This window comes from Pseudomonas sp. B611 (genome assembly GCF_055407965.1).
The window spans coordinates 108,459-125,582 of the sequence record NZ_JBUZST010000014.1; the positions used below are offsets into that span (position 1 = coordinate 108,459).

15 protein-coding genes are annotated in these 17,124 nt (G+C 59.1%); 6 read left to right on the plus strand and 9 right to left on the minus strand.

Translation table 11 applies throughout. The features are described from left to right. Nucleotides 1-95: 95 nt before the first annotated feature. Nucleotides 96-272 (minus strand): DUF6026 family protein, encoded by a 177-nt coding sequence (locus tag ACZRMO_RS23515; protein WP_256659418.1) that lies wholly within the window; start codon nt 270-272, stop codon nt 96-98. A 269-nt stretch (nt 273-541) separates the two neighbouring features. Between ACZRMO_RS23515 and gnd the strand changes: the two genes are divergently transcribed. From gnd to ACZRMO_RS23535, 4 genes are read left to right on the plus strand one after another with little or no spacing between them, the layout of a single operon-like run. Next, nucleotides 542-1,525: a phosphogluconate dehydrogenase (NAD(+)-dependent, decarboxylating) gene (gnd, locus tag ACZRMO_RS23520; RefSeq protein ID WP_463974353.1), complete on the plus strand. Its 984-nt coding sequence runs from the start codon at nt 542-544 to the stop codon at nt 1,523-1,525. After that, nucleotides 1,522-3,045 (plus strand): glucose-6-phosphate dehydrogenase, encoded by a 1,524-nt coding sequence (gene zwf, locus ACZRMO_RS23525; protein WP_463974354.1) that lies wholly within the window; start codon nt 1,522-1,524, stop codon nt 3,043-3,045. The genes gnd and zwf overlap by 4 nt, the downstream gene beginning before the upstream one ends. Continuing rightward, nucleotides 3,042-3,872, plus strand: a complete 831-nt coding sequence (locus ACZRMO_RS23530) for an HAD family hydrolase (RefSeq protein WP_463974355.1) — start codon at nt 3,042-3,044, stop codon at nt 3,870-3,872. The genes zwf and ACZRMO_RS23530 overlap by 4 nt, the downstream gene beginning before the upstream one ends. A gap of 39 nt (nt 3,873-3,911) precedes the next feature. Beyond that, on the plus strand, nt 3,912-8,687 hold the full coding sequence (locus tag ACZRMO_RS23535; protein ID WP_463974356.1) for a dermonecrotic toxin domain-containing protein: 4,776 nt from the start codon (nt 3,912-3,914) through the stop codon (nt 8,685-8,687). A gap of 1 nt (nt 8,688) precedes the next feature. Here ACZRMO_RS23535 and ACZRMO_RS23540 read toward each other — a convergent pair whose 3' ends face one another. After that, on the minus strand, nt 8,689-8,949 hold the full coding sequence (locus ACZRMO_RS23540) for a hypothetical protein (RefSeq protein WP_463974357.1): 261 nt from the start codon (nt 8,947-8,949) through the stop codon (nt 8,689-8,691). 345 nt (nt 8,950-9,294) lie between these two features. On the opposite strand from ACZRMO_RS23540, the gene ACZRMO_RS23545 reads away from it, so the two are divergent. Then, complete coding sequence (locus tag ACZRMO_RS23545) at nt 9,295-10,620, plus strand: sigma-54 dependent transcriptional regulator (RefSeq protein WP_463974358.1); 1,326 nt, start codon at nt 9,295-9,297, stop codon at nt 10,618-10,620. 64 nt (nt 10,621-10,684) lie between these two features. On the opposite strand, the gene ACZRMO_RS23550 is transcribed toward ACZRMO_RS23545, so the two are convergent. From ACZRMO_RS23550 to ACZRMO_RS23580, 7 genes are all read right to left on the minus strand, one after another. Then, nucleotides 10,685-11,992, minus strand: coding sequence for a hypothetical protein (locus ACZRMO_RS23550; RefSeq protein ID WP_463974359.1), 1,308 nt, complete (start codon nt 11,990-11,992; stop codon nt 10,685-10,687). Nucleotides 11,993-12,041: 49 nt separating this feature from the next. Next, a complete protein-coding gene (locus ACZRMO_RS23555) occupies nt 12,042-12,788 on the minus strand; it encodes a hypothetical protein (RefSeq protein ID WP_463974360.1) in 747 nt (248 codons plus the stop codon). 38 nt (nt 12,789-12,826) lie between these two features. After that, the gene (locus tag ACZRMO_RS23560) at nt 12,827-13,507 is read right to left on the minus strand and encodes a C39 family peptidase (RefSeq protein ID WP_463974361.1); all 681 of its coding nucleotides are present in this window, start codon (nt 13,505-13,507) and stop codon (nt 12,827-12,829) included. Nucleotides 13,508-13,569: 62 nt separating this feature from the next. Then, nucleotides 13,570-14,307: a hypothetical protein gene (locus ACZRMO_RS23565; RefSeq protein ID WP_463974362.1), complete on the minus strand. Its 738-nt coding sequence runs from the start codon at nt 14,305-14,307 to the stop codon at nt 13,570-13,572. A 67-nt stretch (nt 14,308-14,374) separates the two neighbouring features. Continuing rightward, on the minus strand, nt 14,375-14,926 hold the full coding sequence (locus ACZRMO_RS23570; protein ID WP_207046386.1) for an adhesin: 552 nt from the start codon (nt 14,924-14,926) through the stop codon (nt 14,375-14,377). Then, entirely contained in the window at nt 14,923-15,384 is a 462-nt protein-coding gene (locus ACZRMO_RS23575) for a hypothetical protein (protein ID WP_463974363.1), read from the minus strand. The genes ACZRMO_RS23570 and ACZRMO_RS23575 overlap by 4 nt, the downstream gene beginning before the upstream one ends. Before the next feature lie 329 nt (nt 15,385-15,713). Next, complete coding sequence (locus tag ACZRMO_RS23580; protein ID WP_463974364.1) at nt 15,714-16,709, minus strand: FecR family protein; 996 nt, start codon at nt 16,707-16,709, stop codon at nt 15,714-15,716. Nucleotides 16,710-16,850: 141 nt separating this feature from the next. On the opposite strand from ACZRMO_RS23580, the gene ACZRMO_RS23585 reads away from it, so the two are divergent. Next, nucleotides 16,851-17,120 carry a PepSY domain-containing protein gene (locus ACZRMO_RS23585; RefSeq protein WP_124529723.1) on the plus strand — a complete coding sequence of 90 codons (270 nt, stop codon included), beginning with the start codon at nt 16,851-16,853 and terminating at the stop codon, nt 17,118-17,120. The last annotated feature ends 4 nt before the right edge of the window (nt 17,121-17,124 follow it).

Here is a 17,124-nt window from a genome sequence, read left to right on the forward strand (position 1 = left end):
CGCAACAGAGGCCACCCTTGCATGGGGTGGCCCTTGGGGGCTGGAGTATCGGGAAGGGGGTGTGAAAACTTCGTGAGTTTTTTGTAAGGATTGCCTTACAGGGTGCTTAACGCCGGGATCGAGGCCTGATCGAGCTGGGCTTGCAGGTGCGAGCGCAGGCGCAGGACTTCCTGCTGCAATTGATCGCGCTCATGCTTCAGCTGGCGCAACTCATCGCGACGGACAGTGACGTAGAGGGTCTGTGGAGGGCGGGTCATCTGTGCTGTGCTCATTGCTTGCCTCGCAAATAGCCGGTAGATCGCGGTGCCAGAACGCTTGATTCGAGGTTCTCGGCATCAGTCGGAAGCAAGTCTGAATTCTTTTTTGCAGCAAGGGAACTTTTTTATTTTTGATGGTCGTGTGACTTTGGCTGCCGTGATGGTGAAACGATGGCTACTTTTTTGTCATGAAACTGAATGGATCTGCACTGTTCTCATCCTCATTAGCCTCATTGCGCTATAAACTATGTCACACATTTTTTAGTAGTTAGGAGCATCAGCACATGCAACTGGGGATTATCGGACTAGGCCGCATGGGCGGGAATATTGCACGGCGCCTGATGCTCAATGGGCATACCACCGTAGTTTTCGACCGTAACGAAGCATTTGTCAAAACCTTGAGCGAAGAGGGCGCCACCGGCGTTTCCGACCTCAAGGCCCTGGTCGCCGGGCTGCAAAAGCCCCGCGCCGTGTGGGTGATGCTGCCAGCAGGCGCACCCACCGAAGACACCATCAATGAACTGAGCGAGTTGATGGACGCCGGCGATGTGATCATCGACGGCGGCAACACCAACTATAAAGATGACGTGCGTCGCGGCAAGGCGCTGGCGGAAAAAGGCCTGCACTACGTCGACGTCGGCACCTCCGGCGGCGTCTGGGGCCTGGAGCGCGGCTATTGCATGATGATCGGTGGCGACACCGAAACCGTGCAGCGCCTCGACCCGATCTTCAAGACCCTGGCGCCAGGTTTGGGCAATATCCCGCGCACCAAGGACCGCAAAGACAGCGCTGACTCGCGCGCCGAACAGGGTTACATCCACGCCGGCCCCGCGGGTTCCGGACACTTCGTCAAGATGATCCACAACGGCATCGAGTACGGGATGATGCAGGCGTTTGCCGAAGGTTTTGACATCCTCAAGACCAAGAACTCGGACAACCTGCCCGAAGACCAGCGCTTCGACCTCAACGTCGCCGACATCGCCGAAGTCTGGCGCCGTGGCAGCGTGGTGTCGTCCTGGTTGCTGGACCTGACCGCCGATGCCCTGGCCACCGACCCGAAACTCGACGGTTACTCCGGCTCCGTGGCCGACAGTGGCGAAGGCCGCTGGACCATCGAAGCCGCCATGGAACAAGCCGTGCCGGTACCCGTGCTGTCCACCTCGCTGTTCGCCCGTTTCCGCTCGCGCCAGCAGAGCACCTACGGTGACAAAATGCTGTCCGCCATGCGCTTCGGCTTCGGTGGCCACGTGGAGACTTCCAAAAAATGACCGCTAACGGCAAGAAGTCCAAGGCCGAACCCGCTCCAGCCACCACCCTGTTTCTGTTTGGCGCCCATGGCGATCTGGTCAAGCGCCTGCTGATGCCGGCGCTGTACAACCTCAGTCGCGATGGGTTGCTGGGCGAAGGCCTGCGCATTGTCGGCGTTGATCACAACGCCATCAGTGACGCGGACTTTGCCAAGAAGCTCGAAGACTTCATCCGCACCGAGGCCGCAAGCAAGGTCAAGGGCAGTGCCGACAACGCCCTGGACCCACAATTGTGGGCCCAGTTGGCCAAAGGCATCAGCTACGTCGAGGGCGACTTCCTCGACGACAGCACCTATGCCGACATCGGCCAGAAAATCGCTGACAGCGGTACTGGCAATGCGGTGTTCTACCTGGCCACTGCACCGCGCTTCTTCAGTGAAGTGGTGCAGCGCCTGGGCAGTGCCGGCTTGCTGGCGGAAACCGAGGAAGGTTTCCGCCGTGTGGTGATCGAGAAGCCCTTCGGCTCCGACCTGGCCACCGCCGAGGCGTTGAACGCCAGCCTGCTCAAGGTGATGAGCGAGAAGCAGATCTATCGCATCGACCATTACCTGGGCAAGGAAACCGTGCAGAACATCCTGATCAGCCGTTTTTCCAACGTGCTGTTCGAAGCGTTCTGGAACAATCACTACATTGACCACGTGCAAATCACCGCCGCCGAAACCGTCGGCGTGGAGACCCGGGGCAACTTCTTCGAAAAAACCGGCACCTTGCGCGACATGGTGCCCAACCACCTGTTCCAGTTGCTGGCGATGGTGGCCATGGAACCGCCTGCCGCCTTCGGTGCCGACGCCGTGCGTGGGGAAAAGGCCAAGGTGATTGGGGCAGTGCGTCCCTGGTCCCTGGAGGATGCGCGGGCCAACTCGGTACGTGGGCAATACACTGCCGGTGAAATCGGCGGCAAGCAGTTGCCCGGTTACCGTGAAGAAGCCAACGTCGCACCGGACAGCAGCACCGAAACCTTCGTCGCCCTCAAGGTGATGATCGACAACTGGCGCTGGGTCGGCGTGCCGTTCTACCTGCGCACCGGCAAGCGCATGAGCGTGCGTGACACCGAAATCGTCATCTGTTTCAAGCCGGCACCCTATGCGCAGTTTCGCGACACCGAGGTGGATGAACTCAAGCCCACCTACTTGAAAATCCAGATCCAGCCCAATGAAGGTATGTGGTTCGACCTGCTGGCGAAAAAACCTGGACCGACCCTGGACATGGCCAACATCCAGCTGGGTTTTGCCTACAAGGACTTCTTCGAAATGCAGCCGTCGACCGGGTATGAAACGTTGATCTACGACTGTATGACCGGCGACCAGACCTTGTTTCAGCGTGCGGACAACATCGAAAACGGCTGGCGCGCGGTGCAGCCGTTCCTTGATGCGTGGAAGCAGGATGACGGGATCGAGGCCTACAAGGCCGGCGAAGATGGCCCGGCAGCGGCAGATGCGCTGCTGGCCCGTGATGGCCGCACTTGGCACACACTCGGATGAGTGATGCCGCGATTCATCCCATCCGATTTGTCCTCAGTGATGTAGACGGTACGTTGCTGCACCCGGATCACCGGCTCAGCCAGCGCACGCTGGATGCGGTGCGGGCCTTGCGCGCCGCAGGGGTGTTTTTCAGCCTGGCCAGCGGGCGCCCGCCCAAGGCCATGCTGCATCTGGTCGAGGCCTTTGGCATCGATATCCCGGTGGCGGGCTTCAATGGCGGCACGCTGATCAATCCCGACGGCAGCGTGCTGGTCGCCCATCATCTGCCCGCCGAAGCGGCGCTGGTCACCCTGGCGCTGTTTTCGGCCGAGCCGGATGTGGAGGTCTGGGTGTTTGCCGACGGCGACTGGTTGCGCCGCGACCCGCCCGGTCCGATGGTGCAGCGCGAGGCCGATGGCCTGGGCTACGGGCCGGTCGTCGTGGAGAGCTTCGAGCCGTATCTGGACCGCATCGACAAAATCGTCGCCGCGAGCCTCAACACGCAACGGCTGATTGAGCTGGAAGCGCTGTTGCAGCCCAAAGTGCAAGGCTTGGCTCAGGTCTCGCGTTCGCAACCGGTTTACCTGGATGTGACGGCGATGTTGGCCAACAAGGGCGAGGCGCTGAAAACACTGGCTGCGCACCTCGGGGTCGCCCTGGAGCAGACCGTCGCGATTGGCGACGGCGGCAATGATCCGGCGATGTTTCATGTGGCCGGGCTGTCGATCGCCATGGGGCAGGCTGAAGAGGCGGTCAAACGCCAGGCCAGTGTGGTCACCGGCAGTAATGTCGAAGAAGGCGCGGCTGAAGCGTTTGAACGTTTCATCCTTTCTGCGGGTGTGCGATAGCCTGCTACCGCCTGCCCATCCTGCAATGTCTGAACACTGATGGCCGACCTTGGCGCCCCGATCTTCGGGGCGCTGTTGTTTAAAAGGAAGCGTGCCATGAACCCCGAAGTCTCCTTGTCCCCCAACTCATATGCGTTGTTCCTGGCGCAGACGCTGCGTCGTTATTTTCTATCGTGCCCCAGTTTGCAGGAGGTAGCGGTCAAGTCCTTGCAACGCAGTCTGGGTGAGCGATACCGCTGGCTTACCATCGACCAGGCCCAGCCTGTCCTGATGGCGCCGCTTTACAGTTTTGATGGCAAAGCTCCCAAGTTGGAAGGTCACAGCAGCCTGACCGTGGTCGATGCGCTGATTGAGCGCTGCGCCACAGGGCAATTCGTCGACTACACCCAGGGCCAGTTCCTGGCACAGAGCCCAGGCAATGGTGCGCCGATCGCGCTGCACGTGAAAAACAGCGATCTTGAGCAGGTGATCAATGAGCGTGGCGCGACTTTGCTTGAGGATTACCAGGAGGCACTGGTTGACTACTGGATGGCGCGAGATGCCAGCGGCACGGTGCGCTTCCGGTGGTTCGCGGATGTACTCAAGAATGCTTTGTTGCTGGCCGCCGGTAGCGCGCAAGCTTCCAGCGAGCAATTGGATATGGTCATCGATGTGGTCGTTGACCCGCAGCGGACCAATGGCACGCGTGCCTACATCGTTGATCAGTGGGGGGAGTCGGGCGCTACGAACCTGCAAATGCTCCGCGGCCTGGTTTTGGTCAGGCAGGAGGGGAGCGCCACCCGGGTGTTGTTGTTCACCGTGGCCAGGGGTATTCAAGCCTTCGATTCGCTGCACGCGCTGGGAGATTGGCTGGTCAATCTGCTCAGTGATATTGCCCCGGGCCACCACATGCAATGGCGGCTGTACGCTCCCGGCGGCAATGTTTTTGACAGCTTCAGCTTGACGTTCCTCGCCAAGCAGCTCGCGGACATCAAGGCCTTGTTGCCCCTGGTTCGACCCTACAACAGCGAGTTGCGCGTGTTGGAGCGCGCTTTGCGGGTGGTGACCCGCGATTTTGATACCGTCCCCATCGAATCGCCGCGTCTGGCGCGCTTGCGTGCCGCCTTGCCCAACTGGCTGTTGCAGGCGCCGGCGGAGCTTCAGATGGACATGGCGCGCTACGCCATCGACCTGGCGAACGCTGTGCGTCAGCCAGGCTGGAAGCCTTTTGATGACGGCGTTCCGTCCCTGGATACGTTTGCCAGGAACGCGTTGTCCGCACAGATGATCAAGGATTTCCCAGACAAACAGGCGTTGTCCCCCAATGCGATTACCCTGCGCATGAGGCTGGACGAACCTGACCGCTCGGGTACGGTAAAACCTTTCTGGCATGTGCTGCCGTTACTCACCCACGCAGTGTGGACGCTACCGGCGCTCGCCTGGCTTGGCTTGAGCGAGTTGGACCCCGGACGGTTGTCCCTGGCCCCGAGCGAGCCTGAGGGCAACGACTTTGGTTTGACTGTCGACGACGTCATGGGCCTGATCACGGCTGCCAATATCGGCGGTAGTTTTGCGCAATTGATCGTCAACCTGTTCCAGGACCAGGCGCAGGCCACCTGGCGAAAGGCGCGGTTTACCGAGCAGTTGGGTCTGCAATTGCCCATGTTGGCACTGGAGTACCACCTCAAGTACCCCAAAGCCTTTTCGCGTTGGGCGTATGACGCGGTAGTCGCAGTGCTGCAGCCCGAAGAGTCGGCGCGCAAGGTCGGGGAGCAAGCCATCGTCCTGCGTCCTTTGGCGTTCAAGACCAACGATGGCGGTCCCGATTACGTGCATAACATGTATGTGATCGGCCCCGAGGATGTCAGCGCCGGCAGCCATCTTCTTTATCGGCCGATGGCCAAGGTGAAGCTGATCGAGTTTTCCAGCTGGGACGCAATTCTCAGCGCCATCCGCCAACCGGGACCGTTGCAATACCAGGTGTTGGCCTGGATGACCGAGCCTGGGCGCAGCCGCTACCTGATACCGGGCTTGCCCGTTCCTGGCCCCGAAGTGTTCCAATTGATGGATTTCAACGACAGCGTGTGGACGAAAGACCCTGTTACCCAAGTGCAAGACGTCGTGCAGGGCGACTACATGGACGCGCTGTTCACCAGTGCCGTGGAAGCGTTATCCGACCTCCCGCAGCGGCCATTGTTGAAGGGGATGGAAAACCTCTGGGATTGGATCAAGCGCTATTTCGGCTTGGGTCTGGCACTGATCCTGACCCTGTATGGTGGTCCTGTTGCCCAGGCGGCTGGCTGGTTGCTTGTCGCGTGGGCCGTCGCGCAGGATGTGACAGAGCTCGCTTCCGACGGGGTTCAAGGCAAGGCAGGCACGATCGCCGATTTGCTGCTGAATATCGGTTTGATTCTATTGAGTCGGGGCCGTATCTCCACCATGCCGGCAGCGTCAGTGACGGCTGACACGTTGTTGGAAATGTCCGAAGGAGCTGACTTGGAGCAGTCCATCGAGATGAGCTGGTCGGAAGCGGCGCAGCTGCCTTCTGAAGGAGGTAACACCAGCAGAGCCGTCCAAGAGCAGTTGCCGACTGAACAAAGTGCGTCTTCGCTGGTGCGTGGCGATATTGGCTTGGAGCAGAGCTGGAGTGGCCTATACAGCCGCCTTTCGGTGATTCGGCAGGCGGAGTTGGCGCTGTATCGGGTACGGGTACTCCCCTACGCGCAACGTATTCACACGGGAGACTACCGTGGGCTGTACCGCGCCAATGGCAGCATGTTTGCCGATATTGCGGGGGACTGGTTCAAGGTCGAAGACCATGATGGGGTTGTCCGGGTGGTCAGCGATGAGTTGGTGACGCGTGAGGGCCCTGCATTGATGTCTGCAGGGGCAGGGTTGTGGGGGTTCGCTCCCGAGCCAAAGCAGCCGGAAGACCTGAAACAGGCCTTGAAGCTGGAACAACTGCGCCTGGGCAAACTGAAAAGTGATGAACAACGGCGAACCGAGCTGGATGCCGAGTACGACACGCTCATCAAGCAATTCGACGGCCAGGTATTTACCGACAATGAAACCCTGGAAGGCATTACGCACCGTGTCGCCGAGCCGGGCGCCGGGGCATTGATTGATGACGAGTTGTTCAAGGCCGATGCATCGCACTGGTACGCGGCGACGTTACTCGATGCGTTGGTGCGCCGCCGGCAACTGTTGCTGGTACGGGACTTCAGCGCGCTGTCGAACAGGTTCTCCTCCGGTGCGGTCAAGGCGCGGCGAATCCAGGTGACGCTGTATGGTGGCAAGCGCAACTTGATGTTGATGCAAGACCAGATCCGGGTGGCATCCTTTGATGCGTCCAGCCTCAGCGAGGTGGTGCTGGCGCCCGCGACATTGCGACAGGTGGCGGCCAAGTTGCCCGATTATGTGGCGTTGCAACAAAAAGCCATCGAAGCCTGCAAGGAGGCGGAAGGGCGTTTTGAGACGATGAAGCAGCACGGCCGTCTTGCCGATACCTCGGTCGCCATGTTGGATACACCCGTCTGGGCTGGGCGGCGGATTTCACTGAAATGGCAGGAGTTGCAACTGCGCACGCTTGCTCTAGGGTGTTTTGATGCCAGCGCCACCTGTTACAGGGACGCCACCCTCGACCTGATTCAAGAGGTTACCTCGCTGTGCAGTTTGAAACTGTTGAGCCGTCGCGAGCTTTTCACCCCGGGCCGTTTCAACCTGGGCCAGCAACTGCGGGTGCTGAACGACGGACTCGACACTCTGGTCTTGGCCAACAGTCGCCTGTCCTATCAGTTGGGGCCATACCCGCGCTACATCAATGCCTGGGCAATAGGCGCCTACCGCAGTTTTATACGCGGCCTGCTCGAGGAGCTCGAACAGGATTTGATCGCAACCTATCGCTTGTACGAAACCGCGCCGCTCGCGACGCAATCATCATCGTCGGCCAGTGGTTCCAAGCAGATCATCGACGATGTGCTTGCTGGCCTTGTAATCGGCAATCGGCGCAGCGTCATGGAACTCGGAGAGATGGCGGAATATGTCGATGTATTGGAGCCGTTCGACCATCGCAGTGTGTGGTCTTTCAAGCGCATGGGCACCGACAAGGAGCCGGTGTGGAAGGAAGTGCCGCGTGTGCAACCCGCAGTTGCGCCGGACCTGCCCGCCCATGAACGCCTAGCGGATATCGGCGGTGAGGCAAATCGCTTGTGGCGTGAGGCGGGCAGTCAGTTCACCCAGATTACTGCGTTGGAGGCCATCCCTCGCATGTCGCCACGTCGGGTACGCAGCGAGTGGGTGAATTACGCCAACAAGATGATTGTGCAGCGCGACCTGCTCATTGATGCACTGAAAGTGCCACCGGCGTCGGCCAAGCACCAGGACTTACTGGAGTTTTTCAAATACTCACCGGTCATGTTGCATGACGAAGTCATGCGTTTCCTGGAACAGGCTAACCTGTCGCGCAAACGCATGATCATGCGCAGCCCACCGTCGTCCGAAAACCTGTTGATTTTGTACAAGTCCTGGCTGATCGATGTGGTGGAGTTGACGTCGGAAGAGCCCTTGGCTCGACGCTTCGAGATCCGTGAAAACACTACGGGTCGTCCGTTCTGGCTCGCCCATTTTGTATACGAAGATCAGGCGGCGCGCGACATCGGCTATCACTTCAGCCAAGGACTACTCAAACGTTATGCCGAACGTGGCATCAGTTATAAGAAGTTGAAGCAGCGCGCCACTAACCCAGAACGCCTGATCAATGTCCTGCGTTCGAACATTGACCATGAAGTTGCGGAAATAGTGTTTTTTACCGAAGACGTCGAGCCGGCGTCACACTGAGTTACTTGGGCATTGCCCAGGACTGCAACTGATAACCGCCTTGATCGAGTTCGGCGCGGGCTTGCAACAGCAAGTCTTCAAGTTGCGCCGGGTCGGTATAGGCGCTCGAAGACAGTTGCTTGCTGCCGATACGGTTGTTGGTACGGTCGATGACGCTCAGGCTCAGGGCGCCATTGCCGTCATGCCAGGCCACGCATTGAAAGGGCTGGAAGGCACGGTCTGCGATCAAAAGAGCTTCGTTGATGCGGAGCGGGGCGTTCATGTGGGTCTTCTCTCTAAATGCCCAATCAAGTGGAGTGCCGTCGGTTGGGCGAGCCAGGCGGCGAGTTACTTGTACTGATGCACGATGGCGGGGTACGGGTCACATGTTAGAGCAAGAAATTTCAAACTTTCGTGATGGGTGTCATGTAAACAGCTGTTTTGAAAGCTGAATGAAAGTTTTCAGGCGCGGCAACTTTTTCATCCCCAGCGCAGCGAAGTGGCTTTTTGCCAACACTTATAGCGAAACGGTACAAGACACGCGTCAATACCTTGCTACTGTAACGATCAGGCATCACAAACCGTTGTTTCTAAATAAATTTAACAATTTTGACGCCAAGGAATAGTCATGGTTGTTACACCTGTGCAGCGCCGCTTGCTGGTGGTTGACCCCTGTGACGACTGTCACGGGTTACTGCCGGGTTTACGCACGGCCGGCTGGGAGGTAGACAGTTGTGCGCTGGAAGCCGTCGGGGACAGGTCATGTGACGTTGGCCTGCTGCGGTTGCAGCCTTATCACCTGGAGCGGCCCGAGGCGGTCAAGGAACTGATTGGCCGCAGCGGTACCGAATGGATCGCCGTGCTCAGCCACGACGTGTTGCGTCTGCAAAACGTCGGCGATTTTGTCTGCGAATGGTTCTTCGACTTTCACACCTTGCCGTTTGACGTCTCCCGGGTGCAGGTCACGCTGGGCCGTGCGTTTGGCATGGCGCGCCTGCGCGGCCAGGCCAATACGCCGGTGGACGAGCCCGAGCATGAATTGCTGGGAGACAGCCGCCCCATCCGCGAGTTGCGCAAGCTGTTGTCCAAGCTGGCCCCCACCGAATCCCCGGTGCTGATCCGTGGCGACAGCGGCACCGGCAAGGAGTTGGTGGCCAAGACCCTGCACCGTCAATCCCAACGCCATGCCAAGCCGTTTGTCGCGATCAACTGCGGCGCGATCCCGGAACACCTGATCCAGTCGGAACTCTTCGGCCATGAGAAGGGCGCGTTCACCGGTGCTCATCAGCGCAAGGTCGGGCGGATCGAGGCGGCCCATGGTGGCACGCTGTTTCTCGATGAAATCGGCGACCTGCCCATGGAGCTGCAAGCCAACCTGCTGCGTTTTCTTCAGGAGAAGCAGATCGAACGCGTCGGTGGAAGCCAGCCGATTCCCGTGGATGTGCGGGTATTGGCTGCGACCCACGTCGATCTGGAAGCGGCGGTCGAGAAGGGTGCCTTTCGTGAAGACCTGTATTACCGCCTCAATGTCCTGCAAGTGGTGACCGCGCCCCTGCGCGAGCGCCACGGTGATGTCGCCATGCTGGCCAACCACTTTTCACGCTTCTACAGCCAGGAAACCGGGCGGCGCCCACGCAGCTTCAGCGAAAGCGCCCTGGTCGCGATGGGAAAACACCCTTGGCCGGGCAATGTCCGTGAGCTGGCAAACCGCGTGCGCCGTGGCCTGGTACTGGCCGAAGGGCGGCAGATCGAAGCCGTTGATCTGGGATTGCAAAGTGAACAGGCAATTGTTGCGCCGATGGCTACACTGGAGGATTACAAGCACCGCGCCGAACGTCAGGCGCTGTGTGATGTGCTCAACCGGCACAGCGACAACCTGAGTGTCGCCGCCCGTGTGCTGGGGGTTTCCCGGCCAACGTTCTACCGGTTGCTGCACAAACACCAGATCCGCTAGGGCGGGTAAACCGAAAAGCCCCGCAACGACCCTTATCGTTGCGGGGCTTTTCCTTGTGTGGCAATCAGAAGTAGTAGGGGAATTTCAGGCTGAAGGTAAAGTCCGGCGCATCGTCGGTCATGCCGATGGCCAGGTTGGGCACGATGGTCAGGTTATCCGACGCAGCAATCGTCATGCCCACGTTGAAATAACCGGCGTTGGCATCGCTGGAGACCACCGATTGCCAGTCGCCACCGTCAGGCTTGAGCTTGCTCTTGCGCTGAATCAGGTCGGAGACCGAAAACGACATACTCATCTTCTCGTTCAGCGCGAAGGCTACGCCGACGCCGAGTTGGAAGCTGTCGCCAAGGGCGACTTTGCCCCCAACTTTCTGGTTGACGTCACTGCTGATGTCGTCAAACGAACCTTCGAAGTTGTGGGTGTAGGACAGCGAGCCAAACAGTACGGCAGGGTCGAAGGTCTTCACCAGCGAGATGCCTGGCGTGATCGACCATACGCCGTTGCCCGTCGGCAAGTTCTCGGGCACATAAAGGTTGGTATTGTTCGCCGACTGCACCAGCTTGATCCCGAATGGCTCTTTGCCCGTCGGCGCCTTGACCCGCACCGACACCACCGCATCCGGCAGGGACGGGGTTTCGTCGAGGAACTTGTAGGACACCCCGAAGTTGACATCACCAATGGTCGGATCGCGCGTCACCGATTCCTCGGAGGTCGAGGTGCCGCTGCCGCCATTGGCGCCGCCGGATTGGTAGGTCGACTCGCGGTACACCACCGGCACGTTGACGTCGAACTGCCAACGGTTGTCGACGTTGTAGCGTCCGGTCAGGTCCAGGGTCCAGTTGTCGGACTTGATGCGGTCCAGGTTGATATTGCCGAGGAAGATCGAGTCCAGCGCCAGGAAACCGTTAAGGGTCAATTGGCGAGCGTCGTAACGCGCGTAGGTGATGCCGGTTTCAAAGCTGAAATTGCCATTGCCGAAAAAGCCGCTGGCTTCGTTGTAGAGGTTGCTCACGCTTTGCGCAGGTGCCGAATCGTCCTTGAGGGCCTGGCCATAGGAACTGCCGCCGCCCCCCGCGCCACCGGACGCAGCCGCCGCACCAGTACCGGCAACGGCTGTACCGTTGGCCTTTTGGAAGTCAGCCGGGGATTTGGCCAGGCGTTTCGGTGCCGGGGTCGCCGGTTGATCCTCAACCTGACGGACTCGCTGCTCAAGTACCGCCAAGGCTTTCTGCTGCACTTCGTACCGCTGCTTGAGTTCCAGAAGTTCCTGTTTGAGGGTCTCGATATCGGCGTCTGGCGCGGCATACAACATGGATGCGGGCAAGAGCGTACTTAAACAGACCACCGCACGTAGCGATAACGATCGATGCATGAAATAAGCCGTCCTTTTCTAATGCGAAAGTGTCGAGGGTCAGCGTAGTTCAATAACCGAGAGCGCGTAGGCCTTTGAGTTGATCCAGGTTGCAGTTCAACGCTGGGTTGTTCAATCCGTTATTGCCCATTACTACGTTGAGTTGGGTCATGTTGTTGACGAAGTTGGCGTTGCCGGTTAGGCGGATGGATTGGCCCACGTTACCGCCGCCGATCTGCTGGAGACTGTTGCCTTGGTTGTTCTTGGCTTGAATCGCCATTTGCAGGCCGCCGTTTTGCGCTGAAACGGCGATATCACCTGCCGCGCTTGTGCCCCTGACCACGCCACCCGCCAGGAGTACTTCCCCGGATTGCACGACATTGGCGGGTGCAAAGCCATTTTCCGTCACGCTGATACCGACATTGTTGTAGGCCGTGTTGCCATCGCCGGCGGCGCGTACGCTTTGCGTCACGCCCTGGCCGCTGCCCAAGCCGGCGCCCCCGGTTACCGTGCCGGTGCCCGGCCCTTGGCCAGTGCCCGTTCCTGAAGAACCGGAGGTATGCACATAAAACTGCGGGGTGACCGTGGACGAGTCGATCTGCATGTTGGCCGTGCCGGTGATAATGTTTCCGGCGGCATCTTTGAAGGTGCTGCTCATGACAATGCCAAAGCTGATGATTCGCCCCGGCATCACGTAACGGCCGCGTAGCTCGGCCATTTCCGAATCCTTGAGTTCAATGGGCTTGAACGCCGATGAAGCATAAGCGGGCATTGAGGCTGCCAGGCACATGACCGTCAGCCAACGGTAAGTGTTCATCTTTTGCTCCTGGAGCGTCCTGCCCCTTATTGCGCTTCTTAGAAGAAGTCGCTTTGGATGAAACCGAAGTCCATCAGCTCGGCATCGCCTATAGGCCTGAACTCATTCAACTGGTTCTTGGCGGTCAGCGGCAAGGGCGGGTCGAGCAGGGCGTTGGCCTTGTCGTACCCTTCACCCAGCACGGCGAAGACGATGCCATTCCAGCCTTTGACGAAGTCATCGCGTGAGTAGCGTTTATGGCCCAGCACCGGGTCGCCGATATAGACCCAGTCCTTGTCCGAACGCTGCAATACCACGAAGTGCTTGTAGCCACGAATCTCCAGCAACACCACCACGGGGATCTTCAAGGTCGCCAGGGTGTCTGGCCCGATCTTGTAGCCCCGGGCACGCATGCCGATGCTTTCGAGGTAGCGCTTCATGTCCAGCATGGAAAACCCCTGGGTGCGTACCAGGTCCTGGTCGGCGTTGACCAGCATGCCTTTGATCACGTGTTCTTCATCTACGTCGAGCCAATAACCCTGGCGCAGGATGGTGGCGAGTGCGGCAGCACCGCAGCTGAAATCGGTTTTCTGTTCCACCAGGTTGGCGAAGCGGCGTTCACGGATGCTCTCGACCTTCTTGTAGATGACTGCACCGCCAGGCAAGGCGGAGATCGCCATGGTGCCTGCCCAAGTCGGGCCGGTGAGCAACATCAAGAGGGTGAGGGTCGCGAGGCGCATGATCGAATGACCTGTTGGACACTGGAATAAAAAAGGGCCTTGTTGCCAAGGCCCTCGTTACATCAGAAGCGCACGCCGCTGGCGCAGACAGTGCAACCTTGACCAATCGACAGGCTGTTGCTGCCTTGGTTACCCGAACCGGATTGCAGGTTCACACCTACGTTGCCGGAGTTGTGGTTAACCGAGTTGTCGAGGCTGGAGTTGTTCGACACATACTGAGGTTTGCCGTGATGGCCATACCCGCTGGCTGCGGCGTTGAGGTAGCTGTTGGCGAGCGAGTTTTGCTCAGTGTTGGCCGCGGCGGCGATGTTTTTGCCGTCAGCAGTCACGATCGCCAGGTTGTTTTTGCCTTGGTTACCTTGACCGGCTTGACCGTTGTAACCCACGTTGCCGGAGTTCCAGTTAACCGAGTTATCCAGCGAAGCGTTGTTTTGCGTGCCTTTGTTCACGAAGCTGTTCAGCCCGCTGTTTTGAGTCACATCGACCACGCCGAATACGGTTGCAGCATCGCCTTTAGCGCTGGAGATGGCGGCAGCGTTATCTGCCTGGTTGCCACTGCCGGCTTGAGCGTTGACCCCAGTGTTACCGTTATTGCTGTTGACCGAGTTATCGGCCGACGCGTTGTTTTCAGTTTTAGTGTCGTCGAACTTGTTCAGCCCGCTGTTTTGCACGTCCGTAACGACGGCGGCAATAGTGCCGGTTGGTTGAGGTGCAGGGTGCCAGCCACCTGCTTGAGCAGCAGCAGCCATGAGTGCGGCGAGAGCGAAAACCATTGGTTTCAGAGCCATTTGAGGTTTCATGGTGTTTCTCCTTGCTTCTAATTAGTTGGTTAAGTGTTGGTACGGTCTAACTAGTGCTACCAAGCCTTTACTTGATAGTGATGCCCAGGGTGTTAGCCACTCGGTTCCCCACCCCAGCACTCTGGTTCACCTGAATCACTCCTCGGCTGCCTGTGAAGGCCTGGTCGCTTGTCACGACTTGGCGGCTGCCAGTGGTGGGGGTGAGCCCTGAGTCGGTTGCCAGCGTCGTCGTGTTCTGTTGCAACAGGACGCTGTCGTCGATGCTTTGCGGGCCAGCGTTGACGCTGATCCTCACGGCATTGACTAATTGGTTATTGGCCCCGGCGGACTGGTTGATGCCCAACATGCCGTTGCCATTGGTAAAAGAGTTGCCCTCGATCGCTGCCTTGGCATTCAGGGAGGGGTCGACCTTGCCATCCATGTTCTGGATGTTGCGGGTGGTGGCCTGGCCACCGAGTGCAACCGCGCGATTGTTAGCGGTTTGCTGCTGGTTGCCCGCCGACTGGTTGATCATCACGTTGCCGTTGTAGGCTTTGCCGCTGTTGTTCATCACGGCAGTGTTGTCGGCCATCGCCGAGGTGCTGGTGAGCAGGGCGAGGATGAGCAGGGAGCGTGTCATTGTTTGCCCCCCATCATGCCGCCAAGGCTGTTCAGGGGCGCCAGACCACGTTGGATCGAGCCGCTGATCTGACCGCCCATGCCGCCACTGCTGGCGCCACTGCGGCTGGCGGCTGCGCCAGCGCCCAGGGTGGACATGCTGTTTTGTGTGGCATTCAAGCCGGAGAGATTGCCGTTGGGCTGGAGCGAACGGTTGATGCTCAAGCCGCTGCTGACGTTGCCGAAGTCGCGGTCGCTCAGTTCGCCGGAAAGGGCGCCATGGATTTCCCGGCTCGGATTGACGTTGGCGGTTTGGGGGTATGGATCAGGACCGAACGATGCGCGACCTGCCATGTGCGCTTGCACATTGCGGCCTGTCACGATAATGCCGTCGCCGGCCAGGGTCGGAGCACTGATGCCAACGCTGAGTACACAGCTGATCAGCAGTACGTTCATCGAACCTTGAGTGAGTGTGATCACGGCGGCATTCCTTATTCTTCGCGCTGACCCTAAACAGCGCTGTAAGGGATAGAGCAGAAGCCGTGCCGCTTTTTATTTACTGTTTCTATTCAATGGGTTGAAGTTAATTGATGGCCAAGTAGTGAGTAAGTTGTAACGCCGGCGAGACAACACCCCTTGCAGCCGCGCGTACCCCGCCATGGCACAAACGCTTCACCAGGCTGTATCAGCGCTGTAACACCGCACATGACAAAGCGATGAATCCGTGCCGTCCGGGCGATTCAGAGGAGAGGGGTGTTAAAAAAATGGACACCGCAGGCGCGAGAATGCTCGGGCCTGCCAGCCAGGGATCAGCCTTTCGGGGTTTTACGCGGAATCGAATTGAGCACAGGATTGCCATCCTGGTTTTGCGTCAGGTAAACCGGCAAAACCTTGGGCAACGAGGGGACGAGGTTGTTGACCTCATTGATGTTGTAGATACCGCCAATGCGGATCGTGCCGGTATTGGCATCGGCCAGCATCACCGATTTTTTCAGGTAGCGGTTGATCAGAGGCAGCGCGTCAGCCAGGGCCAGGTTGTCGAGCACCAGCTTGCCCTGGCGCCAGGCCAGGGCCGTGTCATTGGGGTTGAACGAGTTGACTCGGGGGGTTGCATCACCTTGGCGGTAACTGGCTTGCATTCCCGGTGTGAGCGGCACGCTGCCGTGCACCCGGTCGCTGGCGATCTGTACCGAACCCTCAAGCAGCATCACGCGGACCTGGTCTTCATACTTCCAGACGTTGAACTGCGTGCCCGTCACCCGTACCTGGCCGTCGCCGGCATGCACGATAAACGGATGGGCGCTGTCATGGCTGACCTTGAAAAACGCCTCGCCTTTTTTCAGGGTGACGCGGCGCTGGTCCTTGTAGTTGCTATAGACCAGCTCGGTGCCCAGGTTCAGTTCCACTTGGCTGCCATCGCTCAGCGTAACTTGACGCAAACCGTTGGGTGCTTCGAAGCGCTCATAGGTGTTTGGCAACCAGCCTGCTTCCCAGCCAGTGAATGCCGCCAGCGGCAGCGCCGCCAGGCAGATTGCCGCCGCTACCGCAAGGTTGCGCAGGCGACGGCGCGGTGTGAACGGCACCACCACCGACGCGGGTTCGTCGCGCGGCAGGTGGTCGGCGACGTCCCAGATCTCGAGCATGGCCGCGTATTCAAACGCGTGCAGCGAGTGAGCGTCATGCCACTGTTCAAAAGCCTGGCGCTCGGCGGGTGTGCAATCGTGCGCGTGCAAACGCATGCACCAATGCGCGGCGGCGTCGGTGATCGCGTCATATTCGGCTTCTGAAAGAGACTTTTCTGTCATTTAAACGTCCTGATTTCCCACATTCTAACCTCCGAGGCTGGCGCCGAGAACTGCCATCATGGTGATTGCACGTCAATTGGAACTTATTCTCGTTTGTGTGCGCCTAAGCCTTTTAGGACATTCCCACAATGGAGTACGAAAATGCTGAAGAAAACCTTAGTCGCCCTGTGTGCAACCACCGCGCTGCTCAGCGCCGGCGCCGCCCTCGCTGATAAGCCGGGGGCGGGCTGGATCACGATTGAAAAGGCCATTGACGTGGCCAAGACCAAGGCCGGTTATGTCGAGGTCTACGCCGCTGAGGCCGATGACAATGGCTATTGGGAAGTCAAAGGCCGCAAGGCCGATGGCAGCGTGTACGAGGCGCGCATCGACGGCGCGTCGGGCAATGTGCTGCGTGATCAGAAGGACTGATCCA

Bases quoted from the DNA above. Each gene is read 5' to 3' on its own strand.
- ACZRMO_RS23515 (WP_256659418.1), bottom strand. From the start codon at position 272: ATGAGCACAGCACAGATGACCCGCCCTCCACAGACCCTCTACGTCACT.
- gnd (WP_463974353.1), top strand. From the start codon at position 542: ATGCAACTGGGGATTATCGGACTAGGCCGCATGGGCGGGAATATTGCA.
- zwf (WP_463974354.1), top strand. From the start codon at position 1,522: ATGACCGCTAACGGCAAGAAGTCCAAGGCCGAACCCGCTCCAGCCACC.
- ACZRMO_RS23530 (WP_463974355.1), top strand. From the start codon at position 3,042: ATGAGTGATGCCGCGATTCATCCCATCCGATTTGTCCTCAGTGATGTA.
- ACZRMO_RS23535 (WP_463974356.1), top strand. From the start codon at position 3,912: ATGGCCGACCTTGGCGCCCCGATCTTCGGGGCGCTGTTGTTTAAAAGG.
- ACZRMO_RS23540 (WP_463974357.1), bottom strand. From the start codon at position 8,949: ATGAACGCCCCGCTCCGCATCAACGAAGCTCTTTTGATCGCAGACCGT.
- ACZRMO_RS23545 (WP_463974358.1), top strand. From the start codon at position 9,295: ATGGTTGTTACACCTGTGCAGCGCCGCTTGCTGGTGGTTGACCCCTGT.
- ACZRMO_RS23550 (WP_463974359.1), bottom strand. From the start codon at position 11,992: ATGCATCGATCGTTATCGCTACGTGCGGTGGTCTGTTTAAGTACGCTC.
- ACZRMO_RS23555 (WP_463974360.1), bottom strand. From the start codon at position 12,788: ATGAACACTTACCGTTGGCTGACGGTCATGTGCCTGGCAGCCTCAATG.
- ACZRMO_RS23560 (WP_463974361.1), bottom strand. From the start codon at position 13,507: ATGCGCCTCGCGACCCTCACCCTCTTGATGTTGCTCACCGGCCCGACT.
- ACZRMO_RS23565 (WP_463974362.1), bottom strand. From the start codon at position 14,307: ATGAAACCTCAAATGGCTCTGAAACCAATGGTTTTCGCTCTCGCCGCA.
- ACZRMO_RS23570 (WP_207046386.1), bottom strand. From the start codon at position 14,926: ATGACACGCTCCCTGCTCATCCTCGCCCTGCTCACCAGCACCTCGGCG.
- ACZRMO_RS23580 (WP_463974364.1), bottom strand. From the start codon at position 16,709: ATGACAGAAAAGTCTCTTTCAGAAGCCGAATATGACGCGATCACCGAC.
- ACZRMO_RS23585 (WP_124529723.1), top strand. From the start codon at position 16,851: ATGCTGAAGAAAACCTTAGTCGCCCTGTGTGCAACCACCGCGCTGCTC.